Origin of the sequence: Planococcus sp. MSAK28401 (genome assembly GCF_018283455.1) — a bacterium.
Classification (GTDB): Bacteria; Bacillota; Bacilli; order Bacillales_A; family Planococcaceae; genus Planococcus; species Planococcus alpniumensis.
Genome location: NZ_JAAMTH010000001.1, coordinates 209,013 through 231,365, shown reverse-complemented (window position 1 = coordinate 231,365; position 22,353 = coordinate 209,013). Strand labels below are relative to the sequence as shown.

The 22,353-nt window shown below is 49.6% G+C and carries 28 protein-coding genes and 1 riboswitch; of the genes, 2 read left to right on the top strand and 26 right to left on the bottom strand.

What is annotated here, in order from left to right; all coding sequences use genetic code 11:
• Window positions 1-6: 6 nt before the first annotated feature.
• The 12 genes from G3255_RS01265 to flgB are packed head-to-tail and all read right to left on the bottom strand — an operon-like array spanning window position 7 to window position 9,238.
• Complete coding sequence (locus tag G3255_RS01265; protein WP_211652929.1) at window positions 7-222, bottom strand: flagellar FlbD family protein; 216 nt, start codon at window positions 220-222, stop codon at window positions 7-9.
• Between the two features lie 28 nt (window positions 223-250).
• Entirely contained in the window at window positions 251-1,033 is a 783-nt protein-coding gene (locus G3255_RS01260; protein WP_211652928.1) for a flagellar hook-basal body complex protein, read from the bottom strand.
• A 31-nt stretch (window positions 1,034-1,064) separates the two neighbouring features.
• Window positions 1,065-1,523 (bottom strand): flagellar hook capping FlgD N-terminal domain-containing protein, encoded by a 459-nt coding sequence (locus G3255_RS01255; RefSeq protein WP_211652927.1) that lies wholly within the window; start codon window positions 1,521-1,523, stop codon window positions 1,065-1,067.
• A 17-nt stretch (window positions 1,524-1,540) separates the two neighbouring features.
• Window positions 1,541-2,833, bottom strand: coding sequence for a flagellar hook-length control protein FliK (locus tag G3255_RS01250; protein WP_211652926.1), 1,293 nt, complete (start codon window positions 2,831-2,833; stop codon window positions 1,541-1,543).
• Window positions 2,830-3,291: a flagellar export protein FliJ gene (gene fliJ / locus G3255_RS01245; protein ID WP_211652925.1), complete on the bottom strand. Its 462-nt coding sequence runs from the start codon at window positions 3,289-3,291 to the stop codon at window positions 2,830-2,832. The genes G3255_RS01250 and fliJ overlap by 4 nt, the downstream gene beginning before the upstream one ends.
• Window positions 3,288-4,610 carry a flagellar protein export ATPase FliI gene (gene fliI / locus G3255_RS01240; RefSeq protein ID WP_211655718.1) on the bottom strand — a complete coding sequence of 441 codons (1,323 nt, stop codon included), beginning with the start codon at window positions 4,608-4,610 and terminating at the stop codon, window positions 3,288-3,290. Before fliI ends, fliJ begins: the two co-directional genes overlap by 4 nt.
• Window positions 4,594-5,382: a FliH/SctL family protein gene (locus tag G3255_RS01235; protein ID WP_211652924.1), complete on the bottom strand. Its 789-nt coding sequence runs from the start codon at window positions 5,380-5,382 to the stop codon at window positions 4,594-4,596. The genes fliI and G3255_RS01235 overlap by 17 nt, the downstream gene beginning before the upstream one ends.
• Window positions 5,375-6,391, bottom strand: a complete 1,017-nt coding sequence (fliG, locus tag G3255_RS01230; protein ID WP_211652923.1) for a flagellar motor switch protein FliG — start codon at window positions 6,389-6,391, stop codon at window positions 5,375-5,377. The genes G3255_RS01235 and fliG overlap by 8 nt, the downstream gene beginning before the upstream one ends.
• Before the next feature lie 11 nt (window positions 6,392-6,402).
• Window positions 6,403-8,043, bottom strand: coding sequence for a flagellar basal-body MS-ring/collar protein FliF (gene fliF, locus G3255_RS01225; protein ID WP_211652922.1), 1,641 nt, complete (start codon window positions 8,041-8,043; stop codon window positions 6,403-6,405).
• A 22-nt stretch (window positions 8,044-8,065) separates the two neighbouring features.
• Window positions 8,066-8,362 carry a flagellar hook-basal body complex protein FliE gene (fliE, locus tag G3255_RS01220; RefSeq protein ID WP_211652921.1) on the bottom strand — a complete coding sequence of 99 codons (297 nt, stop codon included), beginning with the start codon at window positions 8,360-8,362 and terminating at the stop codon, window positions 8,066-8,068.
• 25 nt (window positions 8,363-8,387) lie between these two features.
• Window positions 8,388-8,840, bottom strand: a complete 453-nt coding sequence (flgC, locus tag G3255_RS01215; RefSeq protein ID WP_211652920.1) for a flagellar basal body rod protein FlgC — start codon at window positions 8,838-8,840, stop codon at window positions 8,388-8,390.
• Between the two features lie 5 nt (window positions 8,841-8,845).
• Window positions 8,846-9,238, bottom strand: coding sequence for a flagellar basal body rod protein FlgB (gene flgB / locus G3255_RS01210; protein ID WP_211652919.1), 393 nt, complete (start codon window positions 9,236-9,238; stop codon window positions 8,846-8,848).
• Window positions 9,239-9,320: 82 nt separating this feature from the next.
• A riboswitch (cyclic di-GMP riboswitch) is annotated at window positions 9,321-9,407 on the bottom strand.
• 215 nt (window positions 9,408-9,622) lie between these two features.
• On the opposite strand from flgB, the gene G3255_RS01205 reads away from it, so the two are divergent.
• Complete coding sequence (locus G3255_RS01205) at window positions 9,623-10,426, top strand: flagellar hook-basal body protein (protein WP_211652918.1); 804 nt, start codon at window positions 9,623-9,625, stop codon at window positions 10,424-10,426.
• Window positions 10,427-10,441: 15 nt separating this feature from the next.
• Complete coding sequence (locus G3255_RS01200) at window positions 10,442-11,254, top strand: flagellar hook-basal body protein (RefSeq protein WP_211652917.1); 813 nt, start codon at window positions 10,442-10,444, stop codon at window positions 11,252-11,254.
• Between the two features lie 208 nt (window positions 11,255-11,462).
• Here G3255_RS01200 and flgL read toward each other — a convergent pair whose 3' ends face one another.
• The 14 genes from flgL to G3255_RS01130 form a co-directional block, all read right to left on the bottom strand.
• The gene (flgL, locus tag G3255_RS01195) at window positions 11,463-12,344 is read right to left on the bottom strand and encodes a flagellar hook-associated protein FlgL (RefSeq protein WP_211652916.1); all 882 of its coding nucleotides are present in this window, start codon (window positions 12,342-12,344) and stop codon (window positions 11,463-11,465) included.
• Between the two features lie 24 nt (window positions 12,345-12,368).
• Window positions 12,369-13,559 (bottom strand): flagellar hook-associated protein FlgK, encoded by a 1,191-nt coding sequence (gene flgK, locus G3255_RS01190; RefSeq protein ID WP_211652915.1) that lies wholly within the window; start codon window positions 13,557-13,559, stop codon window positions 12,369-12,371.
• Between the two features lie 27 nt (window positions 13,560-13,586).
• Window positions 13,587-14,063, bottom strand: a complete 477-nt coding sequence (locus G3255_RS01185) for a flagellar protein FlgN (RefSeq protein WP_249222185.1) — start codon at window positions 14,061-14,063, stop codon at window positions 13,587-13,589.
• 40 nt (window positions 14,064-14,103) lie between these two features.
• Window positions 14,104-14,376, bottom strand: coding sequence for a flagellar biosynthesis anti-sigma factor FlgM (gene flgM / locus G3255_RS01180; RefSeq protein WP_211652913.1), 273 nt, complete (start codon window positions 14,374-14,376; stop codon window positions 14,104-14,106).
• A gap of 33 nt (window positions 14,377-14,409) precedes the next feature.
• A complete protein-coding gene (locus G3255_RS01175; RefSeq protein ID WP_211652912.1) occupies window positions 14,410-14,763 on the bottom strand; it encodes a flagellar protein in 354 nt (117 codons plus the stop codon).
• Window positions 14,764-14,931: 168 nt separating this feature from the next.
• Entirely contained in the window at window positions 14,932-15,348 is a 417-nt protein-coding gene (locus G3255_RS01170) for a flagellar basal body-associated FliL family protein (protein ID WP_211652911.1), read from the bottom strand.
• Window positions 15,349-15,358: 10 nt separating this feature from the next.
• Complete coding sequence (gene motB / locus G3255_RS01165; protein WP_211652910.1) at window positions 15,359-16,132, bottom strand: flagellar motor protein MotB; 774 nt, start codon at window positions 16,130-16,132, stop codon at window positions 15,359-15,361.
• On the bottom strand, window positions 16,122-16,919 hold the full coding sequence (motA, locus tag G3255_RS01160; protein ID WP_211652909.1) for a flagellar motor stator protein MotA: 798 nt from the start codon (window positions 16,917-16,919) through the stop codon (window positions 16,122-16,124). The genes motB and motA overlap by 11 nt, the downstream gene beginning before the upstream one ends.
• A gap of 405 nt (window positions 16,920-17,324) precedes the next feature.
• Window positions 17,325-17,699, bottom strand: coding sequence for a flagellar export chaperone FliS (gene fliS / locus G3255_RS01155; protein ID WP_211652908.1), 375 nt, complete (start codon window positions 17,697-17,699; stop codon window positions 17,325-17,327).
• A gap of 15 nt (window positions 17,700-17,714) precedes the next feature.
• Complete coding sequence (fliT, locus tag G3255_RS01150; RefSeq protein ID WP_211652907.1) at window positions 17,715-18,095, bottom strand: flagellar protein FliT; 381 nt, start codon at window positions 18,093-18,095, stop codon at window positions 17,715-17,717.
• Entirely contained in the window at window positions 18,095-19,603 is a 1,509-nt protein-coding gene (fliD, locus tag G3255_RS01145) for a flagellar filament capping protein FliD (RefSeq protein ID WP_249222034.1), read from the bottom strand. Before fliD ends, fliT begins: the two co-directional genes overlap by 1 nt.
• Window positions 19,604-19,621: 18 nt before the next feature.
• Window positions 19,622-19,966 carry a flagellar protein FlaG gene (gene flaG / locus G3255_RS01140; protein WP_211652906.1) on the bottom strand — a complete coding sequence of 115 codons (345 nt, stop codon included), beginning with the start codon at window positions 19,964-19,966 and terminating at the stop codon, window positions 19,622-19,624.
• Between the two features lie 125 nt (window positions 19,967-20,091).
• Window positions 20,092-20,811, bottom strand: a complete 720-nt coding sequence (locus G3255_RS01135; protein ID WP_211652905.1) for a glucosaminidase domain-containing protein — start codon at window positions 20,809-20,811, stop codon at window positions 20,092-20,094.
• 204 nt (window positions 20,812-21,015) lie between these two features.
• Window positions 21,016-22,197, bottom strand: coding sequence for an IS256 family transposase (locus G3255_RS01130; protein WP_211652904.1), 1,182 nt, complete (start codon window positions 22,195-22,197; stop codon window positions 21,016-21,018).
• Between the last annotated feature and the right edge of the window lie 156 nt (window positions 22,198-22,353).

The following is a 22,353-nucleotide window of genomic DNA, read 5'->3' as shown; positions in this document are numbered from 1 at the left end:
CTCTCCTTACTCTTCCATGGGTGCATCGTGCAATTTCGGCAGGATGTTGATATCCCGGTAATAAGCCGTCACTAGTTCAATCACTGTCCGGACTGGCTCCAACACATGCACTTTTCTTCCGGTAGTAAGCGTGACAACCGTATCCGGCATAGCTTCAATGCGCTCAATATAGACCGCATTCAAGACGATTTCAGAACGGTTCAGCCTCGTTAAGCGAATCATTGTGTTCCACTCCATTCAGCCGGTTTTATCATCGTTTCAAGTTCACGACTTCCTGAAGCAGTTCATCAGAAGTCGTGATGGTCCGTGAATTCGCTTGGAAGCCGCGCTGTGCGATAATCATTTCCGTGAACTCTTCCGTAAGGTCAACGTTGGACATTTCCAGCATTCCAGAACCGATTTCCGTTCCCGCTTGTGTTGCGTTTTCAATCACCAGGCCTGCAGGGCTTGCAAGGTTGGTCATTTCATATAAAGAGCCCCCGAATTTACGTAGGCCAGCCGGGTTTTCAGGAGAGGCGATGCCAATGGTTGCTTCTACCACTTCGGTTCCGTCCGCTTGCTTTCCGATCACCTCGCCAAGACGGTTGATTGTGTAAGAATCGTAGCCACTGATATTGATCGGCTGTCCATTATCGTTTAATACGTTATAACCTTGAGCCGTGACCAAGTTTCCATCAGCTGTGACCGTGAAATTACCTGCACGTGTTAAATATTGCCCCTCAGCGCCAGGTGCTTCTGGATCTTGTACGACGAAGAACCCATCACCCATAATCGTCAAATCAGTTCCGACGCCTGTTGACATCGCTGATCCCGCATTATGGTTAACATTTAAGGATGCGCTGGTCGAACCAAGGCCGACTTGCATCGGGTTGGCACCACTGTTGGACATATTCTGACTTAATAGATCTTGGAAGGTGATAGTGCTTTTTTTGAATCCGACCGTATTGACGTTGGAAATATTATTACCGATAACATCCAATTTCACCTGGAAGTTTTTCATGCCGGAAATCCCGGAGTACATAGAACGCAACATTTTTCATTTCCCCTTTCAGCTGGCTGCAAGTTTAAGCTTGCTCGGCCGCCTGTTCGTTTTTGGTTTCGCCTTGCTGTTCGATCCGTTCAATGGCCGACAATGGAATCTTCGTTTCCCCGTCTGCCAGCTCGACCATGATTTCGCCATTTTTCATCGTGACAGCTTTGACAATCCCCGTGCCAGCTTGTTCATTCGCCGACCAGCTGACTTCGGTCCCAAGCAAATGGGCAGAACCTGCAAGCGATGCGCTTCCGCCTTCTCCGGCGTAGCCTGTCATCGTCTTGTTCAATTGCGTCAATTGCTCGAGGCTGCTGAACTGTGCCATCTGCCCAATGAATTCCGCATCTTTCTGCGGTTCCATCGGATCTTGGTATTTCAGCTGGGCGATCAGGATTTTCAGGAAAGCATCTTGCCCAAGTGCATCCGGCTTTGTTTTTTCTGTAGCTGCCGCCGGCTGATTCGCCGCTGTTGTTGCTGTGGTGATATTCATCCAATCAGTCCCCTTTGTTAAACGCTGTAATCCACTTGGCCATTCATTGAAACAGCTTCACGCTGGCGCTTCGGCGCTATCTCGGCATCATCCGAAATGGCTTCTCCGCCGCTTCCGCTACGCCGGCTAGCGCTATTTCCCGGCGCATCTGCGAAAGGCGATTCCCGCTGCCGTTCGTGCTGTTGGAATTCGGATGAACTGCGCTCTTCCCGCACTTCCAAGCGATCGATCTCCACACCTTGCTGAGACAGTGACATGCGCAATTGATTTAATTGAAACTCTACTGCTTCTTTTGCTGCGCCTTGGCTCGCGATGATTTGCGCGCTGACTTTGCCGCCTGCCGTACTCACCAAAATCTCCAGATGGCCGAGGTGTTCAGGAAAGATATTGATGCGCAAGCGCGTTTCATTTCCACCGGCGCTCAAGCGGGCCGGTGAACTGATCCATTCTGCGAGTGTTTCTGAAAGCTTCTGCACCGGCACTTGTCGAACCGGGACATCCACTGGCTTTTGATCAGCAATTGCTGCCGGAATCACGGCGGCCTGCGTCTGCCCTTCTGTCTTCACAGGAGCTGCAGGCTGAACCGCTTCCGCTTTTGGAACCACTTCACCTTCTGCAGGCACCGCTTTCGTAGCTTGCGTGTCAGGCGCTTGCTGCTCAACCGCACTGTTAGCTTGAGTGCTCTCCTTCGACAGCGCGTGGAGCCATGCGGCAGGCGTCTGTGTAAATGGCAGGCGCGCTTCCGTTTTGATAGGCGTAAGCTCTTTCAATAACAGCAATTTTTCTGAAGGAAGCGTTTCTTCTTTCAGCTGCGCAGCCAACTCGATAAGCGGGCGCAGCGCTTCTTCCGGTGCCGCTTCGGCTGAGGCAATTTCTTTTTCCGCGACCCCCGAAAATCCAGCGGGTTGTGCGAATTCTTTAGCAGTCAGCAATAAGGATTTTATTTGTTTTACTAATGCAGTTAATTCACTTTGCACCTCTTCGTCGGAACTAAAGGCTTCGATGGCTTGCTGCAACTGTTCCCCTTTCACATCTGCGAGCAACTGGAAGACTGCGTATTGCAAAGCTTGCTGCTCTTCGGTCAATTGTTCTTTGGGCATGCCCGATAATTGCTCGAGGAGCGCGGTGAGTTCTTTCAACGGCAACTCTTCCAAGGCAGCTTCTGGCTCCGCTTGCGGCTGTGTCGAATCCGCCGATAGCGCCATAAGCAATTGACCAAATTGTCCCGCGGGCTCATTGCTTGCCGGCGTTTTCACTACAGCTGCGGGTGCAACGGGCCGGCTGGTTAACGCAGACACCAGCGCGTTCACTGTGCATCACCGGTTCTGCCGAGGCGGTAATAGCGGCTGCCGGCCAGGTCATCGAAAAAGTTTTGTTCTGCCGCTTGGTGTTCTTTCTGGTGGGCAGCATAGTTTTGCTCTTTTAAATTGCCCCAGGTTTTTTCTTCGCGCGCTTTTTCTTTCAATGCATCTTGGCTTCTCGAGACATTGCGTTCGTGGGTTGCGACTTCTCGTTTCGCCATGAATGACTGCTCATAGAGCTGATGGATGTATTCTTCTAGCATGCGCAGCTCGGAGATGGGGATGCCTTTTTGCTCTTTTGTTTTTTTCATTTCTTCCGCCTGGGTAATCTTGCTATGCAATACTTCACTTTGCTCGCGGACGGCTTGCTCTTTTTTCAGCGCTTCGGCCATCTCTACTTGTGCCAGCTGGGTTTCGTTTTCTTTCAATTCGAGAATTTTCTGGAATCGGAAATTGAATCGTGTCACGTTTCAGCACCTCCAAATTGTCGTGCGAGCCGTTCGACGCTCTCCGTCAATTCGGCTTTCTCGTAAATATCTTGCTGTAAATATTCGCGAATCAATGGATACGCGCGGATCGCTTCATCGATTTCTTTATTGGCGCCGCTTTTATAGGCTCCGATATTGATTAAGTCTTCCGCTGAATCATGGGCTGCGAGCAATCGCTTCAATTCGGTCGCGGCTCTTTGGTGGTCGCGCGTTGTCACTTCATTCATGACGCGGCTCACACTTGCCATGATATTGATTGCCGGGAACTGCCCCTTTTGCGCCAATTTGCGGTCTAAAACGATGTGGCCGTCCAAGATGCCGCGCACCGCATCAGCGATCGGTTCGTTCATATCATCGCCATCGACCAGCACAGTGTAGAATGCCGTGATCGATCCTTTCGACGAGGTGCCGGAGCGTTCCAGTAAGCGCGGCAATAAAGCGAAGACGCTTGGCGTATACCCTTTACTCGTTGGCGGTTCACCGACCGCCAGGCCCACTTCGCGCTGCGCCATGGCAAAACGGGTGACGGAATCCATCATCAACATGACGTTTTTCCCTTGGTCGCGGAAATACTCCGCGATCGCCGTGGCCGTCAATGCTCCTTTGATGCGCTGCATCGGTGTCTGGTCGGAGGTTGCAGCGACGACGACCGAGTTTTTCAATCCTTCCGGGCCGAGATCGCGCTCGATGAAATCACGCACTTCCCGGCCACGCTCGCCGATCAGCGCGATGACGTTGACATCGGCTTCGGTGTTGCGGGCGATCATGCCCATGAGCGTGCTTTTTCCGACGCCGCTTCCGGCGAAGACGCCGATGCGCTGGCCTTGCCCGACCGTCAGCAAGCCGTCGATCGCACGCACGCCCACTTCCAAGGGTTTGTCGATGCGCGGCCGTTTCAGCGGGTTCGGCGGCGTGTTGGTCGTAGAATATTTCTTCAAGCCTTTCGGCAATTTATTGTCATCCAAAGGCTTGCCGGTGCCGTCGAGGATTTTTCCAAGAATGGCTGGGCCGACACGGATCTGCAACGGCACGCCTGTTGCCACGACGAGGCAGCCTGGCCCGACTTGTGCCAAATCGCGCAATGGCATGAGCATGATTTTGTTTTCCTTGAAGCCGACCACTTCCGCTTCGATCGGGGGATCAAAACGGCTCGGGTACAATAAGCACAACTCGCCGAGCTTGGCGTTTGGGCCTTGCGCTTCGATGGTCAAGCCGATCACTTGGACGACTTTCCCGTGTTTTCTCACCGGCTCGATTTCTTCCAGCAGCGTCAGATACTCGCTATCTATCAGTTTCATCATTGGATTTCTCCTCACAATAAACGAGCAATTGCTTTTTGATTTCGTTTAGCTGGCTATCGAGTGTCGCGTCAAACGAGCCGTTTTTCGTATGAATGGTGCAGCCGGAAGGCGCTTGCCCTGCGACCGGCATCAGTTTGAGTTCTGCGCCTGCCCGGATATAGCTTTTCAACTCGTCTTCAAAAGGCAGCATCGCCGGATAGTCTTCGAGTGCCACATGGATGGCGACTTCTTCCGTATCGTCCGCTTGCCGAAGCGCGTGGCGGATGATCGACAAGAGTTGCACATCGTCTTGCATCAATTCATTGCGGATGATTTTCCGCGCGATTTCGGTGCTGAGCGACAGCAAGAACGGTTCCGATTCCCGGATGATGCGGCGCTGTTCTTCGTAGGCGGCGGCGATCAAGCTTTCCATCAGCTCGCGCTTTTGGAGAAAATCCGCCTCAGCTTGGGCGAACCCTTGTGTGAAGCCTTCTTGAAATCCTGCTTCCGCAGCAGCTTGCGCCTGTCGTTCCGCTTCTTCTAATGCTTGTTGCTGTTGGGTTTCACGCCATTCGGCCATTTCTGCTTGTGCTTGCTGCTGTTCTTCGGCCAGTTGTTTTCTCAGCGTGTCCAATTGCTGCTCCAGACCGCTGACTTCGCTTTTCAAACGCTCGCCGTATTGTTCGATGTCTGAATCCGCTTGCGCTTCGAACGGCCGGCGGGTTTCCACTTTGCGCAATCCGATGATTTTCGTGCCGCTTTGTTCGGTGCTGCGGATGATGTTAGACAATCAGTTCATCTCCCTCTTCCCGGGAAACGGTGATTTCGCCCTCTTCTTCAAGTTTGCGGATGAGCGCTACGATTTCTGTCTGCGCATTTTCCACATCCTTCAATTTCACAGGCCCCATCACTTCTATCTCTTCTCGAATCAGTTCGGAACGCCTTGAGGACATGTTTCTGAATATGCTTTCCTTGACTTCGTCACTGGCTGCCTTCAATGCCAGGCTCAATTCCACATCGCTGACTTCGCGAATAACCCGCTGTATCGAACGCACGTCCAACTTAACAAGATCTTCAAAGACAAACATAAGTTTTTTGATTTCTGCAACGAGGTCCGGGCTTCCGCTTTCAAGTTCAGATAAGATAGCCTTTTCTGTGCTTCGATCGACTTGGTTGAGGACGCGGACAATCGCTTCCACCCCACCGGTCACTGCGTAATCCTGGACACCGTTCACAGAAGATAATTTCCGTTCCAAAATTTGTTCGACTTGCTGAATGACATCGGGTGACGTACTTTCCATTAATGCAATTCTCTTTGCCACTTCTGCCCGCTGTTCTGACGGCAGCTGGGACAGAATTTGCGAGGACTGCTTTGGATCTAGATAAGACAGCACCAAGGCGATGGTCTGCGCTTGTTCGTGCTGAAGCACCGTGACAAGGCGCGCCGGATCCAAGCGCCTGGCAAAATTGAACGGCTTGACTTGAAGGCGGTTCGACAACCGGCCAATCGTGTCGATGGCTTTTTCTTTGCCGAGCGCTTTTTCGAGAACTTCACGCGCATAGCTGAGCCCGCCTTCGTTCATATAATCTTGTGCCAATACCATTTCGTAAAATTCATTGATCACTTTTTCTGTCTGGCTATTCTTCAATTGACGGACATTGGAGATTTCCATCGTTAATTGGTCAATTTCTCTCTCAGACAAGCGCTTGAATACTTCAACGGAAACGTCAGGGCCCATACCTACGAGCAATACGGCGACTTTTTGGATTCCTGTCAATTCTTTAATGCGTTCTACCATTCAATTCTCCCCTAATCATCCGCCATCCATGAGCGCAGTAGATTTGTAAAATCATCAGGACGCCCTTTCGCAAGCTTCTCGATGGTTTTGCGCTTCGGATTGGTACGATTATTAAATTCCGACAAATCGACTCCACCGTCTTGTTCGGTTGCTGCCGGTTGCATTTTCGCAGCCGCTCGCTCGAAATAATCCATCTCAAGCTCTGCCGCTAATTCTTCCTGCTGCTTTTTGCGTCTCTTGGCCACAAGGAGAATGATGCCTGCCAACAGGATAATGGCCACGCCGGCCACTACGTACCAAAGAAGCGGAACGCCTGTCCAGAAAGTCGTGACTGGCTCTTCTTCGGCCAACTCCGGACGACCTTGGAATTCTGTCGCAAAGATGGAAATTCGGTCGTCGAGCTCTGCCGGCGTCGGTTGGAATTCGTTCATGCTGAGCGAAGCGCTGACCGTATTCCCGAGTAAATTGCGGATATCCGTCATGTTCTGCTCAGTCAAACTTGCCGGATTGTCCGGCACTGGCGGTTCTACGCCGACATTGATCGTAATATCGTCGATGACATAAGGGCTCATCTCGATTTGGCGGCTAATTCGGTTGACTTCCCGGTTGATGCGCTCTTCAGTCCGTTCGGATTCACTCGTCCCAGATCCATCTGCTGCGGGGTAATTGGCAATATCCGTTTCCCCGGTTCCGGCATCATCTGCCAAGGCGGCGCCTTCACTTGCGTAAGTTTCAACAATCCGCTCAACGCTGATGTCGATGCCTTCGCCCGTTTCGAGATCCACTGGCTCCACCAATTGTTCTTCGCGTTTTTCTTTCGTGAAATCGATATTCGCCATCACAGAAACAACGACTTTGTCCTGCCCGAGCAAGAGCCCGAGCATCTGCTGCAATTCGCGCTGTATGTCTTGTTCGATGCCTTGCTGGATTTCGCGGTTTTGCTGATACACCGTCAAATTGGTGTCCGGTGCTCCTGTATCTTGCAATTCGAATACTTGTCCGTTTTGGTCCATGATGACGATTTGCTCCATCGGCAGATTCGGCACTGATTTGCTGACCAAATGATACAAACCGTTGATTTGTTTCTGGTCCAAATTCAAGGTGCCATCGCCTTGGATGACAATTGATGCGGTCGATACTTGTTCTTCATCGGTCAACCAAACGTTTTCTTTCGGCAAGGTGATCATGACGTTCGCATCAGTCACGCCGGCGATTTGTTTTACCAAATACGCAAGTTCGTTTTGCATCGCATCGCGTTCGACAACGTCAAAATGGCGGTCGGTCATGCCGAGCCCCATATTTTCACTGAATATGCCGTAAGTGACATTGCCGTTTTTCGGCAAACCTTCTGCCGCTAAGCTTACTTTCAAGCTGGCAACTTGCTCGTCCGGGACGGAGATGGTCGAACCGTCCGTTGACACTTCGACTGGAATTCCTTGGGTTTCAATCGCCGCCTTGATTTCGCCTGCTTCCGCAGGATCCAGATTGGAGTACAAAGGCGACATATTCGTTTGGCTATTGAAGAAAACAAAAAGCCCTAGGGCAAGTAATGTGATGAAAAAGGACGCGGCCATCAGCCATTTGGTCGCTTTCGATAAACTGCCCCAGGAGTCTTTTGTTTTGGTTTTATAAGTTTCGAACTTCTCTTTCATTGAACGCACACCTTAATCGTTTTCATACCTGCATTCTCATCACTTCTTGGTACGCTTCCACTACTTTGTTGCGCACTTGCATCGTCATTTGCAGCGACAAGCTCGCTTTTTGCGAAGCGATCATCACTTCATGGACATCTTTCACTTCGCCCGTCAACAATTGATCCGTCTTTTTATCGGATACATTTTGCGCCGCGCTGACTTCTTTCAATGCATTCTTGAAGACATCTCCGAACCCTGTCGCTTGCGGCTCCGGTTGCATTTTTTCCAAGAATTGATTTTGCAGAAACGGCGTCTGCAACTGTGCAATTTTATCCATGCTGCCCCTCCTAAACTAAACTTCGTTATTTTCCGATTTCAAGTGCTTTCATAAACATGCTTTTTGAAGCGTTCATCGCGGTGACGTTTGCTTCATAGGAACGCGTCGCCGACATCAAATCGACCATTTCCTTAATCGGATCCACATTCGATGTGCGTACGTAGCCTTCTGCATCGGCATCCGGATGCTCTGGATCGTAGGTAACAGGAAATGGCGTCGCATCTTCGCGGATCGCGCTCGCTTTTACACCGGCTCCGGCTCCTTTATTTTCCATGGCTGCCGTCAGCTGTTTGGCAAACGGCGATGTGCCGGCTGTCGATAATTCCACGGTCTTGCGGCGGTACGGTACCCATTCCCCGTCGACCAATTCAGCGCGGTTCGTATTGGCATTGGCAATATTCGAAGACACAACATCCATCCGCAAACGATTGGCGGTGAGGCCGGATGCGCTAATGTTCAGGCCATTAAATAAAGACATACACTTTATCTCCCTCCATTGATGACTGAACTCAAACTGGACAACTTGCCGTTGACGCGCTCTGTAACGGCGTTATACCATAATTGGTTTTTCGCAAGCTCCGCCATTTCAAAATCCATATCGACATTATTGCCGTTCGGCGTCATTTTTGTATTGTGGTTGACTGTCACCGGCGAGGCCCCTTGCCCGCTTTGAAACTCCAGGTGGCGTGTATCGGTACGATAGCTCTTCATCTGTGAAGCACTTGCTTGTTCCATCGCCTGCTGAAAATTCACTTGCTTGCTTTTGTAGTTGGCCGTGTCGACATTGGCGATATTTCCTGCATGGACACGTTGTTTGAGTGTTGAAGTCGACAACGCTTGCTCCATTTTTTGAATGCTTGATGGAAAGATATTCATCTTTTTTCTCCCCCGTTTCTAAAATTTGCCCAAATAAAAAACCCACTTTGAAAAAGGCGGATTTGAGTCAAATCTACCATCTTTCGGTAGCCCGGCGATCCTGTGTCTTAGACAGTTAGACCCGTAGCTTTGCGTCCTTAACTTTCGTATAAGTTTGCTATTTTCGTCATGATATGGGTATATTTTTCTTTAAACTCGTCTTTTAGAATCATTTTGAGTCATCACTACCTCGGTATAGTATCATGCTTTTTTTATTTTGGCTATTTTATTTTATAAAAAAATTCTACTATTTTTTCCATTTAATCTACGGTTTTCTGTTAAAATGAGAATATCACATTGAACTAATAGTTCTAAAGACTAAAAAATAGAGGGTGAATAGGTAATATGTTTCGAGGATTATACACAGCGACTTCGGGAATGATGTCTCAAAATAGAAATCAACAAATATTGACAAATAATCTATCTAATTCCAATACTCCGGGATTCAAGACAGACGAATCGGCAATTCGTTCATTTCCACAGCAATTGATTAAGGCGCAAAATGCCAATCAGCCTGCGCCGATTGGCAGGCTCTCCACTGGCGTCTACGTCCAAGAAGCCATTCCTTCATTTTTGCAGGGGCCGATACGCGAAACAGGCAACGCCACCGATTTGGCTTTGGTCGACGATAATTTATTGCCGGATGCCGAAACCGGCGAGCGCGGCACTTTGTTGTTTGCGGTTGAAACCGAAGAAGGCGACGTTCGCTATACGCGAAATGGACAGTTTACGGTCGATGCGGAAGGATTTCTTGCCACCAGCTTCGGCCAGCGAGTGCTTGGCGATAACCTTCAGCCGCTGCAAGTCGGCGATAGCGGCTTTGCTGTTCAAAATAATGGCGGCCTTACCCTAGCGGATGGAACCAATGCCGGAAGCTTATGGATCGGGACTGCAAATGAGCCGGAACAACTGATCAAGCAAGGCCATAACTTGCTTGCTTGGGCGGGAGACGACGCGGACGCACCGGCACTCGCTGAAGATGCTGAACGATTCGTCAAGCAAGGCTTCATCGAACAGTCGAATGTCGATTTGACACGAACGATGACCGATATGATGACCGCTTATCGTGGATTTGAATCCAACCAAAAAGTAATCCAGGCCTATGACCGCAGCATGGAAAAAGCGGTCAATGAAATCGGGCGGGTTTAATAAGGAGCCAAACAGATGAACATCCAAATGAACGCAGCGAGCAGCTCAATGCGCGAACTGCAGAAGAAAATCGACATGATCGCCAATAACGTCGCCAATGTCAATACGACCGGTTATAAAAAACAAGAAGCTAATTTTGCAGACACGCTGCTTCATAGCGTCAACAAGCAAGCCGGCCCTGCCAATGAAATCGGCCGGAGCACGCCAAACGGTCTGCGCATTGGCGGAGGGACGCTGTTATCCGACGGCGTCACCCGGCATTCGCTCGGCCAAATGCAGCAAACCGGCCGTGAATTGGATTTTGCCATCGATTCCCCGAATAGCTATTTCCGGGTCTCGAACGAAGAGGGCATTTATTACACTAGAAACGGATCGTTCCAAGCCGAGCCGATTGCAGGCAGCGAGCGATTGGCGCTTGTCACCGCTTCGGGCGATTCAGTGCTGGACGCTGATGGAACGCCGATCACGCTTGCAGCGGGATACGAAGAATTGAACATCGGGACAAACGGCTTCGTGACGGCAACTTATGCCGGCCAAGCGGCTGAAACTTTCCAATTCGGAACCGCTCAAATTAACCGGACCGCCCTACTGGAAAAAACAGGCGATAACCGCTACCGCTTGCCTGGGACTGAAGCCGAGCAAATTGCAGCCGGCGCCTTGGAACTCGGAGGTTCTGCTATTTCCCAAGCGGTGCTGGAAACTTCAAACGTTGACATGGCGAGCGAAATGACCGAACTGATCGCCACGCAGCGCCTCTTTCAATCACAAGGCCGCGCGATTTCTTTTGCGGACGATATGATGGGCTTAGTCAATACGATGAAGTCCTAAAATTATCCATTTTATATTTGATTGCTATAGCAACAAAAAAACCCGTATTTCCAGATTACTCCTGGAAATACGGGTTTTCTTATGTAATGAAATGGATAGCAGCCACTCAAGGAATTCTCTTGTTCTCTAAGTTGTTTGATCGGACTCAAAGTTCCCATAACTGGGTTTCTAAAAATAAAAACAGCCGATGCCTGTATGCATCCGCCGTTTATCGAAGAAAATCCATTAAGTTTGTCTGCATGATCTTGGCAGATGATGACAGGCTCGCTTGGTAAATGCTTTCCTCACTTTTTAACTTTATTAGTATTTCAGCATAGTCTACATCTTCTATAGAAGATAACGCAGATCCAAGAGAAAGCTTGGCGTCCAATATGCGGCTTTCGGTCGCTTCGATTCGGTTTTGGCGGGCGCCGTTTTCAGCCGCTGCGGTTAATAAACGTTCCAGCGCTTCGTCAATGCCATCCAGTCCAACTTGCCCGCCCGCTTGGATGCTGTCAGCAAGTTGGCCGACCACCCAGAACAAATTGCTCGGATCTTCTGCATTGCCGACGAGCGTTTGAGGCAGAATACCAATTTCAACTTGTAAGCCCGGGCCGATTTTAGCCGTTTTCACCGGGCCGTCAACATCGACTGTTTCAAATGAAGTAGCTGTTGGAAATGGCTTCACCGTACCATCCGTACCCCCAAATAAATATCTTCCATCAACTTCCGAGTTGGCAAATTGGCGTAATTGCTCATTCAGCACGCCGACCTCTTTGAAAATCAATTCGCGATCTTCTGGAGATAATATTCCGCTCCCGCCTTGAACCCCAAGCTCCCGGATGCGCTGGGTGACATCGACCATCGCTTGGATGGAGCGATCATTTTCATCCAGCCATAAGTTGGCATCTCCGATATTGCGTTCAAATTGATCATTTGCCGACATGACAGTTTTCAAGCTCATCGATTTAGCCACCGCTTGCGGATCGTCGGACGGTTTATGGAGCAATTTACCGCTTGATGCCTGCAAGTTGGTTTTCTCAAAGCGCCCGAGATTTTGCTGCATATGGTTGACGGAATTTTGATGCATCATTTGTTGGGTTACTCTCATTGGATTGTCCTCCGTTTATCAGCTTTAGCGTGCAGCCATTCGGTTAATGATTGTATCAAGCATTTCATCGGTGGTCGACACCAAGCGCGCTGCTGCATTGTAGGCATGCTGGAATTTCACCAAGTTCGACATTTCCTCATCCAGCGAAACACCCGCGACTGACTGGCGGCGGTTTTCGGTCGATACCATCAATTGCTGTTGCGTTGAAACCGCATAGCCTGCACTCTGTGCTTCCGCACCTAAGCCGCTGACCAGTGCCCGAAAATCGGCTTGCACTTTTTTCACGTCTTCATCAAGGCCGTTCGGCAGTTCGAGCTTGGTATCTTTTGCCACACGCAATTCGCCTGCTGCCGTATTTTCAAAAACATTGCCGTTCGCTTCAGCGAATTCTGTCACCGCGACGTTAACGTTTTCTCGGTAGCTCGTGACAGTAGCTGCGGCTTCCGCGAGTCCGCCAAGCTTGCCGCCGGCTGTCTCAGGCTCGAGTGCTTCGCCGGCTTTCACCGGCTGATTGTTTGCCGCTAGTGTTAGCGCATAGCTGCCATCTGTTTTTTCTGAAACTTTGATGTCCATCAACTGAGACAATTTGTCGACGGCCGCGTCGCGTTCATCGCGCAGATTGTTTGCCTGCGGGCCTGTCCGCATGATGTTTTTGTTCAATTCTTCAATTCGCGAGATCAAGGTCTGCGCTTCTTTCTCCGCTGCCGTTGTACGCTCTGTCAACTCTGTGGCCAAATCGCCCATCGACCGGTCAATCGTTTTTGCCACGTCCGCAAATGCTTGCGCCCGCTCTTTTACGACTGCTTGTACGGCAAGGTTCGATGGATCGCTTTCCAAGTCTTGCCAAGCATTCCACAACCGGCCCATCGAAGCATTGAGGCCGTTATCTCCCGGCTCCCCGAGAATCGTTTCGACATTTCCAAGCGCCTCGCTCTTTGCTTGCCATGTTGCAAATTCCGCGGTATGTCCGCGGTACTGCTGATCGAGAAAGCGGTCCCGCACACGCATCACTGAGTCGATGGAAACACCGGTCCCGAGCTGGCCTGCGCCTTGTTTGGTCCAGACGTCAAGAGAAACAGAGGAACTCGTATTCACTTGTTGGCGCGAGTAGCCTTTCGTATTGGCATTCGCGATATTTTGGCCGGTCGTGGAGAGGCTCGCCTGGCTTGCAGACAAGCCGCGGTTGCCGGTTTCCAAAGTGTGAAAAGTTGACACGTGATCCCCTGCTTTCTTCGCGGGACTTTACGCTTTTGTATCGAAAAAGCCCCGATTGGTTGACTGTGTATTTTTGTTGCTGGATTGAGGCTGGTAATTGTATGGCTGTTTAGCAGGCGTCGTGATGTGCCCGATCATGCCCGCGATAAAATCTACGGAATCTTGCACCAGTTTCTCGTTCTGGCGGTTTTTCGCTTGCAGTTCCATGAGCAATTGTTTCAAGGTCGTTAATTGTTCCTGCAGCGCCTGTTTGGCCGTTTCATCGGTCAATTGCTCCGTGAACTGGCTGAAGCTGAGCCCAGGATGTTCTTCGAGCACTTCAATCACCAGGCGTTCTCGTTCATCTTCCAGTTGCCCAAGCCTGCGGATCAGCCGTGTTTCTTCTTTGACGAGTTCTGTCAGCTCATCGACTTTATGCTCAATCAGCACCGTTTGCTTGCGCTCCGCGTAGCGGATCAACTGCTGCTGTATTACGATCAGCTCATCAAGTGTTGCGGTCATCATTTTCAACACCGGAGTTCCCTCTCTTTCCATCGCTCAACTGTCATTTGTCAAACCAGTACTGATGGATTTTCTCAGCTACCTTGTCTTGGTCGACCTGGTACTCACCAGAGGCAACCTGCGCCTTCAGCAGCTGTATTTTTTCCTGACGGGCGATATCCGCTTCCGTATTCTTCTCGAACATCGCCTTCGCCTCACTTGAAATCTGCAGATGGTCTTCCTTTTGAAGCGGGCGCGCCTTTTGAGCCGGCGTCACCTGCATTTGTTTTTGATAAGATTGTATAAAGGAAGAACTATTCGTTTTATCAATATTCATTCCTTCACCACCTCTTAAGATTATTTCTTCGATTTATTTTTTTAATTTCCAGTGCGCTTGGTTGCTGTTTGCCCAATCCCCATCTTCAGCCAGGATCTCGTTGGCGCTTCTTAAAAACTCCAGTCGGCAGTCTTCACAGAGCATGTGGCGATGGATGAGCTGTTTGCAATGGGAGCACGGATAACCGAGATTTGGATAATCTCCTGTCAAAATCCGCCCTTCCCGCAGGAATTCAGAAATCTTATGGACAGAGACGCCGGTGAATAGATGGACATCTTCGAGAGACGCGTTCCGGTGTGCATGCTCTTGCAAAAACATATAGACTTTTTTGAATGCCGTTTCATTATCCTGGTGGCATTTCAAGCAGCAAGCGATTTGATCACGCAAGAAGAGCGCTCCGCAGCTGGGGCAATTGTCCAGTTTCGGGGTTGTCAAATGGATCACCTAGTTTCTTATCGCAATCAGTTCTACGTTGTCCGGGACTATTCGCTTTACTTTCTATACTACTAATATCGGCCATTCTTGAAAAATGTTTAGCCTTTTTCTAAAAAAACATTATTGCACTTTGAATTGCGTGACAAGCACGCGTTCCACTTTTCCTTTGCCGACCAGGCTTTCGAGCTGTGCCGTCATTTCATCCTGGAGCAAGGTAATGCCTTCTGTGCCAACCAGCTGTTCTTTTTCCATGCCCGCTACGGTTGCGATTGCCGCAGCCCGAACTTCAGCATGGCGCTTTTCCATCTCTTCTTTTACTTTTTTATCCGCTGATAAAATATTAAACTGAACCACTGCATAAGATGCCGGCGTGGCGAGATTTGTCGTGATTTCTTCCGTGTCGATGCTCAGCTCCACCATTTCATCGGCTGTCAGCGGTGCATCTGCATCCACATCTTTTTGCGTTAGGAGAAAATAAATCGCCCCTCCAGCACCCACAAGCGCCGCAATCAATAAGACCAACAATACTTTTTTCATTATCCACCTCTTACTCTTTGGTTTCGGGCTGATCTTTATAAGGCGAAATCAGCACTTCGACGCGGCGATTTTGCGCACGCCCCTCTTTTGTGTCATTCTTAGCGATCGGCTGGTATTCACTGTAGCCGGTCGCGCTGAATTTTCTAGGGTCCAAGTCGCCATTCTCCAGCAAAATTTTCATAAAGTTGATGGCACGTGCCGAACTGAGTTCCCAATTCGATTCAAACTCGCCGCCAGCTGCCGGCACATTATCTGTGTGGCCTTCGATGTAGATCATCCGCGGCGGATCACTGACGAGCAGCTCTGATAATTCGCTCGCGATCGTACGCGCCTGCTCGTCGATATTCGCGCTTCCGGATTGATACAAGACGCCTTCATTAATCGTCAGCATGAGCCCTTTATCGGTCAACTCTGTCTGAAGCTTCGGCGATAAGCCCTTTTCATCGATATACGATTCGATTTTCTCCTGGAACTCGCCCAGTTCCTGGCGGTCGCGCACAGCTTCCACTTCTTCCATCATTTCCTCGGTCATGCCTTCTTCAGGAATGATCGCAAATGGCGAAGTGTCGGTGTCCAGTTCCACTGGCGCTGACTGGTCAAGCAGCCCAGTGCCCCCCTGCAATTCCACATTGAACGATTCGGAAATGGCCTTGAATTTTTTCGCATCGACTTCGCTTGCCGCAAACAGCACGATAAATAGTGCCAAGAGCAGCGTCAAGATGTCGGCATATGGAATGAGCCAGGATTCGTCGACATGTTCCTCGTGCTTGTGTTTACGCTTCAACTTCAACACCACTCTTTTGTTCGTCTTCTAGCACACGGTCTTTAGCCGGCAGATACGTCAAAAGTTTCTCTTCTACAGTCCGTGCAGGCAAGCCCTCTTGTACAGCAAGCAAGCCTTCAAGCATAATTTGTTTCACGCGCGCTTCGTGTTCGGATTTGCGCTTTAATTTATTGGCGAATGGGTGCCACAGCACATATCCCGTGAAAATTCCGAACAGCGTCGCAATAAAGGCCGCCGAAATCGATTTCCCGAGCAATGCCACATCATCCAAATGGCCGAGCGCCGCAACGAGACCGATAACGGCACCAAGTACGCCAAGTGTCGGCGCATATGTACCGGCCTGGGTGAAAATTTTTGCGCCGAGTTCGTGGCGGTCTTCCATTGCCGCGATGTCTTCTTCCATCAAGTCACGGATATGCTCGAGCGATTGGCCATCGACGACCATCTTCAAGCCGCGCTGCAAAAATGGGTCTTCTACTTCTTCTGCACGCTCTTCCAAGGCGAGCAAGCCTTCTTTTCTTGCGACCATTGCCCAGCCGGTGAACATTGGAATCATTTCTTTGATCGACAATGTTTTCTGTTCCCCGAACAGGACTTTGAACAGCCCCGGGATGCGCTTTACTTCATCCATCGGAAAGGCGATCAAGATACAGGCAGCGGTGCCCATGAAAATGATGACCAATGCGGCTGGGTTATATAGTGCGGCCGGGCTGGACCCTTTCAAGGCCATGCCGCCGACGAGCACAAGTACGCCCAAGATGATGCCTAACCAAGATGTCTTATCCACGTCCATACCTCATTTCACTTTGGATATTTGTTGAGTTGAATAGTGAGCCTGTGAGAGTTCACTGTTTGCGATATTCCGCAAAACAGCTGGCTTTCCGGGGGGCTCGCGCTGAACTAATTCGGGCTAGGCGCCCGAATGGATTTCAGCACTTCACTGATCCCCCAGGAGTCTGCGCTGTTTTGCTCCATATCTTTTGACGGTAAATCGAAAGATATTTGCAACCAAGCTTGGGAACTCAGCCGAAAAAGCGTAAGGCGGTGACTCCTGCGGGAATAGCGCGAGCCGAAGACCCTGCAGGAGCTTCAGCGACGAAGCGGCTGAGGCCGTGCCCGCGGAAAGCATCCGCCTGGAGCGATTTTTATCGCTGTCCTCATGTTTCCAATACTCCAACCCAACTACCATCCCTTATTGTTTTGCTAATGCCATGGCTTGCTTCCAGGTGTTGCGCAGTTCTGTTACATCTGCGAGAACTGCGTCGAGTGCCGCTGCGTCGTTTTTCATATTCGCTTCCATGAGCGAGTTGTTTTGGTATTCATACAGCTGTTCGAGTTCTTTCGACAGCGCGATGTCCGGGTTTAAGGTGCTGCGCAGTTCCTGAATGATAGCCTGCGCTTTCAGCAAGTTTTTGTTCTTTTCTTCAAACTGTTTATCTAGCATTGCTTTTTTTGCGAGTTTGATGAATTTCAAGCAGCCGTTATAGAGCATCAAGGTTAACTCTTCGGAAGATGCGGTCATGACGGAATTTTGCTGGTAAGTCTGGTATGGATTGATCGTTGCCATTATAGTGCCCCTCTCTTACTTGCGTTGGTCGATAAATGAACCGCCGCTCGCGGTCTGGCGGTAAGCACCGGCATATTTCCCGGAGACTTTCCTTGTTTGGCCGAGCCGGGTCATCTGTGCCGAAAACTGTTCCTGCACCGTCTGCATGAGCGGCTTCAGCTGAATTTCTGTCTGCTGGATTTTGGCGATGATCGCTTGTTCATCTGCTGACCATTCGCTCGTTCCTTGTGCAGCGAGCGCTTCGATGGTCTCTTGCCGGCTATCGAATAATTCCTGAAGCCGTTCGAGCTGTGCCAGTTCATTTTTATCCATATCTGAATCAATCAATTTCGCTTGTTCGTAAATCACTTGTGTCTGCGCCAAAAATTCGGTGAGCCCATCGAGCCTGTTCTCCATTACATGCCTCCGAACATATTCTGCTGCATCCAAGCGCTTTGTGAATTCATTTTGCTGAGCGCTTTTTCCATCGCCGTGAACTGGCTCCAGTAGCGGTCTTCGATGCTCGTCAAACGGTCCTGCCAGCGCGTGATTTCCGTTTCCATGCGGCGCAATTTTTTGGACATGGTGCTGTTGTCGACGGCGCTTGCCGGGCTGCCCGCCTGTGAGCTCAGGTTCTTGACGATGTCGTTCAGCTTGTCATAGACGCGCGCGCCGATTCCGTCGCCAGCTGCACTGCGGACCGTGAACAAGTTCATCACTTCATCCGGTTTTTCTGAAAGAACGGTCCTCAATTTATCTTCATCGATGAACAATTTCCCGCCTTCGCGGTAATCGCCTGTGTTGATGCCGATTTGGGACAATAAATTAATGCTGCCCTCCCCGATACCGCCGACTTTGTCCATGAATGCACGGCGCAAGTCCTGCAGCGCCGATTTCATTACGGGATCATTACGCAACAAGCCGCTGCGCGCTTTTTCTTCCCATAATTCGATTTCGTTATCGCTCATGTCTTTTTTCTGTTCATCCGAAAGCGGCTGGAAATCCGGGTAGCGTTTTTCCACAATCTGTTTTTGCAAATCTTCGATCGTTTTGTTATATGCTTCTACAAAATCTTTAAGCATCTGTACCGGCTTTTCTGGATCGGAGCTAACGGTTATGGACGATGAACCGTCTGTATCAACTTTGAGCATCTCAATCGTCAGCCCGTTAACAGTTGTTTTATTGCTGGTTAGACCGGTTACTTCAACGTCATCGATAACGATAGAACCATTTGCCCCGTTGGTTGTTGTAACTGATAAATCGTTTGTGCCGGTGATTTGTTTGCTGAGCTCTGGATTATCTGTAGCCCCGTCAGCAGTCTTGAAAGATAAGCTAAAGTTTTGCGCCTGGCCTAGTTCTTTCGAGGAAATGAAAAAGCGTGAAGTGGTGTCATCAAAATTGACGCGAAGAGCGGGCACGCTGCCTGCTGTTTCCGACTGCAACAAATCTGCGACCGCTTTATAGGTCATGTCTGCTGTAATGTTTACTTCGACATCAGTTTCCCCTCCGACGTCTACAAGAATTCTTCCGGCAACACCAATGGCGTCGGTCGATTTAGCTGCTTCTTCCGGTGTTCTTTGAATCCCTGTCGCAGAAGTATATTTCGCAGGAGTTGCCAGCGCCTTTACTTCTACATCATACTTCCCGCTCATCGCTGTTGCGCCCGCTGTCACTTTCGCGCTGCCGGACCCTGTGGTTTCGGCGCTATAGGCATTGAAGCTCGACTGCAAGCGCAAATTGCTGGCGCTCGTGCGCAAACTCGAGAACGCAAGGTTCTGCTCGCGTGTCGCTTCTTGCTGCCACTCGGTCCAGACTTTTTGCTGCATCAGTTTATCCAATGGCATTTTCTGTATTTGCATCATTTGTTTTACGATGGAGTCGGTGTCCATCCCGGAAGCCAATCCGCCGATTCGCATTGCGCTCATAGCTCGTTCACTCCTGTCTTATCGTTTTTCATCGATCATCATGCCCGTAATTTCGGCCATCGAGGCGTACATGTCCAAGAACTTCCGGTTCGGGATCTCTCGCAGCACTTCATCGGTTTTGGTATCGATCACTTGCACGTAATACACTTCCAATTGCTCGTGCAGCTGGAATTTAATATTGGTTTCAGTTGGTACTAAAAATTCGTTCATGACGGCGACTTTATTCGCCACCATTTCTTTTGTAATAGGCTGAGCGGGTTCTTGGAATTGGTTTTTTTCAGGAATTCCCGTTTCTTTTGCAACGATAGGTTCTATTTTGCTGGCCTCTTGAAGCTGTGGCATTGCTTGATTAGTGACTTCCATGACGACACTCCCCGTCTTCTCAAATCGATCTAAAAAGCTCTCTATCCTTATTATCGGCACGATTTGCTTTTTTTTTAGTACAGAATCAAAAAAATAAGACAAGCTCGCAAAGAGCCTGCCTTATCTTATGTGAGTTGCGTATAAAATTTGCTGACACCTTGTGTCCAATGGTTGTTGAGGCCGGTCGGATCGTTCGCCGCGCCGACCGGAGCATATTTCGCGCCGATTTGCGCGATGCTTTCCTTGCCTTGGTTCAAATAATTCTGCCGCAAATTGCGCGCCATATCGTAAATGCTGTCTGCTACCGACTCATAGCTGCGCAGCCCGTTTTTGCCCATCATACCGGCGATATTATTTTTCTCATTTGCCGCACGCGATGAGCCGTTTCCGGTTTCGTGCACCGCAATCGCAGACAATAGATTCGGGTCGATATCGTATTTCTTGCCAGCTTCAATGAAATGCACCGCTGTGCCGCTCAATTTCCCGTCGAGCTGCCCATCCAATTTTAAAAACTGGACCGGCCGGAATTTCAGATCGCTTTGATCCGCAGCGCTCGTCGCCACGTCTTTATGCTGCATCGTCAGATTCGCGACGGCCGGATTATACGAAGAACTTGCCGGCGTCGTGAAAGACAAGCTGTTCGCGGCCGGCGCTTGCTGCATAGGCGTTTGCATTTGCTGGACATTTTCCATCATCGCCGCCATCAACAACATCATAAACGACCCTGGTCCCGCCATCCCGGGCATTTGGCTGTTCGCCGCTCCGCTTCCGTTCATTGACGATGTCTGCTGAAGCGAACTCATCGCCGACTGAAACAGCCAATTTGAATTGATCGGCCCCATCATACTCTTCCACACCTTCCGTTTCCATTTATTCGTCTAGTTTACAAGAAGATGCAGGAAAAAAGAATAGGCGGATTGGGGGTGAGCTGTATACCAGTTAGTTTTGTTTAGAATGAAAGCTGTGACTTTTTACCGTTTCACGCTTACACAAGAGACCGTCAATAATTATGTGTAAATAAGTAAATCCTTTTCTTGTATGTATATCGATTAGGTTTGCTTGAACATCTCAGTCAGCTCTGCACGAGCTTGATCGAATCCGATATGGCAACGGGTGGAGAAGTTCTGGTTATAGATTTCGAACTGGGAAACCAGGAAGCGATCCAAGGAATCTTCGTTCGGAAATTGCTCCTTGCGCTTGCTGTATTTCTTTACGTTCTTGTTGAACGATTCGATCAGGTTCGTTGAATAGATGCTTCGCCAAATGGATTTTGGGAAGCTGTAGAAAGTGAAAATATAGGGATTCGCTTCCAACGATTTCGCCACTTTGGGATAGGCCGTTTTCCATTTGTCGACAAAGGCTTTCAACGCTTTTTCACCCAGTTCTTGGTTCTCTGCCCGGTAGACCGATTTGAAATCATCCAGAATCTCCTTGCGATCGGTAACGCGAACTTTGTGGCGGATCCCACGCGACAAGTGGACGCAGCACGCCTGATATTGAGCATCGGGAAAGACCGCGAAGATGCGATCAGTGATGCCTTTTAAGCCGTCGGAGATAAACAAAAGCACCTCTTCGACACCGCGCTCTTTCAAGTCCAACAGGACTTCTTCCCAAACAAATGCGGATTCCGTAGGTGCCACTGTATAGGCCAAGACTTCTTTTGAGCCGTCCTCTCGGATGCCAATCGTAATATAGACGGCTTCCTTCGAGACCGTGTCGCGCTTGAGGGCAATGTAAGTTGCATCTAGATAGACACACGCATAACGCTGTTCTAACGGACGAGATTTAAACGCCTCGACCTGTTCGCTCATGACTTTCGTCATATTGGAAATGGTTTGTGGCGTGTAATGATGGCCGTACATTTTCTCGATCAGGTCCGAAATCTCGGACATGGTCACGCCTTTTTGGAACATATGAATAACGAAGGCTTCCAGCGTATCGTTTGAGCGCTTGTACGGAGCGACCGTCTGTTGGTTGAATTCGCCATTCCGGTCCCGTGGCATCGAAAGCTCTAAATCCCCATACTCCGTATGGAGTGTCCGCGTGTAGACACCATTGCGTGAGTTGCCGGAATTAAACCCGATGCGGTCGTATTTTTCGTAATCCAGGAACGCTGTTAGTTCCGTTTGAAGAAGTGTATTCACCGCCGTCTCCAAATGTTTGCGAAAAACTTCGGAGATGTCTTCTTTTTTTACTAGAGCTTGCATAATATCTGTTGTAAACTGAGTCATAGGGAAGGCCTCTTTTCTGTGAATTGGTTGTGGTGACTTAATTCTACAAGAAAAGGTCTTCCTTTTTCTATTTATTCATTTACACAAGATATTTTACGCTCTCTTACACAACTTTGAAAACTACTTAAAAATTTTCTCCAGCTAGTATTTAAAATA

Coding starts and splice junctions, on each gene's coding strand:
- fliT (WP_211652907.1), bottom strand. CDS start 18,095: ATGGAGAACAGGCTCGATGGGCTCACCGAATTTTTGGCGCAGACACAA.
- G3255_RS01130 (WP_211652904.1), bottom strand. CDS start 22,197: ATGACTCAGTTTACAACAGATATTATGCAAGCTCTAGTAAAAAAAGAA.
- G3255_RS01255 (WP_211652927.1), bottom strand. CDS start 1,523: ATGAATATCACCACAGCAACAACAGCGGCGAATCAGCCGGCGGCAGCT.
- fliD (WP_249222034.1), bottom strand. CDS start 19,603: ATGAGCGCAATGCGAATCGGCGGATTGGCTTCCGGGATGGACACCGAC.
- fliE (WP_211652921.1), bottom strand. CDS start 8,362: ATGGATAAAATTGCACAGTTGCAGACGCCGTTTCTGCAAAATCAATTC.
- fliI (WP_211655718.1), bottom strand. CDS start 4,610: ATGAAACTGATAGATAGCGAGTATCTGACGCTGCTGGAAGAAATCGAG.
- G3255_RS01185 (WP_249222185.1), bottom strand. CDS start 14,063: ATGATGACCGCAACACTTGATGAGCTGATCGTAATACAGCAGCAGTTG.
- G3255_RS01265 (WP_211652929.1), bottom strand. CDS start 222: ATGATTCGCTTAACGAGGCTGAACCGTTCTGAAATCGTCTTGAATGCG.
- flgB (WP_211652919.1), bottom strand. CDS start 9,238: ATGAATATCTTTCCATCAAGCATTCAAAAAATGGAGCAAGCGTTGTCG.
- G3255_RS01205 (WP_211652918.1), top strand. CDS start 9,623: ATGTTTCGAGGATTATACACAGCGACTTCGGGAATGATGTCTCAAAAT.
- fliG (WP_211652923.1), bottom strand. CDS start 6,391: ATGGTAGAACGCATTAAAGAATTGACAGGAATCCAAAAAGTCGCCGTA.
- flgC (WP_211652920.1), bottom strand. CDS start 8,840: ATGTCTTTATTTAATGGCCTGAACATTAGCGCATCCGGCCTCACCGCC.
- G3255_RS01170 (WP_211652911.1), bottom strand. CDS start 15,348: ATGAAAAAAGTATTGTTGGTCTTATTGATTGCGGCGCTTGTGGGTGCT.
- fliS (WP_211652908.1), bottom strand. CDS start 17,699: ATGGCAACGATCAATCCATACCAGACTTACCAGCAAAATTCCGTCATG.
- flaG (WP_211652906.1), bottom strand. CDS start 19,966: ATGGAAGTCACTAATCAAGCAATGCCACAGCTTCAAGAGGCCAGCAAA.
- G3255_RS01260 (WP_211652928.1), bottom strand. CDS start 1,033: ATGTTGCGTTCTATGTACTCCGGGATTTCCGGCATGAAAAACTTCCAG.
- flgL (WP_211652916.1), bottom strand. CDS start 12,344: ATGAGAGTAACCCAACAAATGATGCATCAAAATTCCGTCAACCATATG.
- G3255_RS01135 (WP_211652905.1), bottom strand. CDS start 20,811: ATGATGGGGCCGATCAATTCAAATTGGCTGTTTCAGTCGGCGATGAGT.
- fliF (WP_211652922.1), bottom strand. CDS start 8,043: ATGAAAGAGAAGTTCGAAACTTATAAAACCAAAACAAAAGACTCCTGG.
- flgM (WP_211652913.1), bottom strand. CDS start 14,376: ATGAATATTGATAAAACGAATAGTTCTTCCTTTATACAATCTTATCAA.
- G3255_RS01200 (WP_211652917.1), top strand. CDS start 10,442: ATGAACATCCAAATGAACGCAGCGAGCAGCTCAATGCGCGAACTGCAG.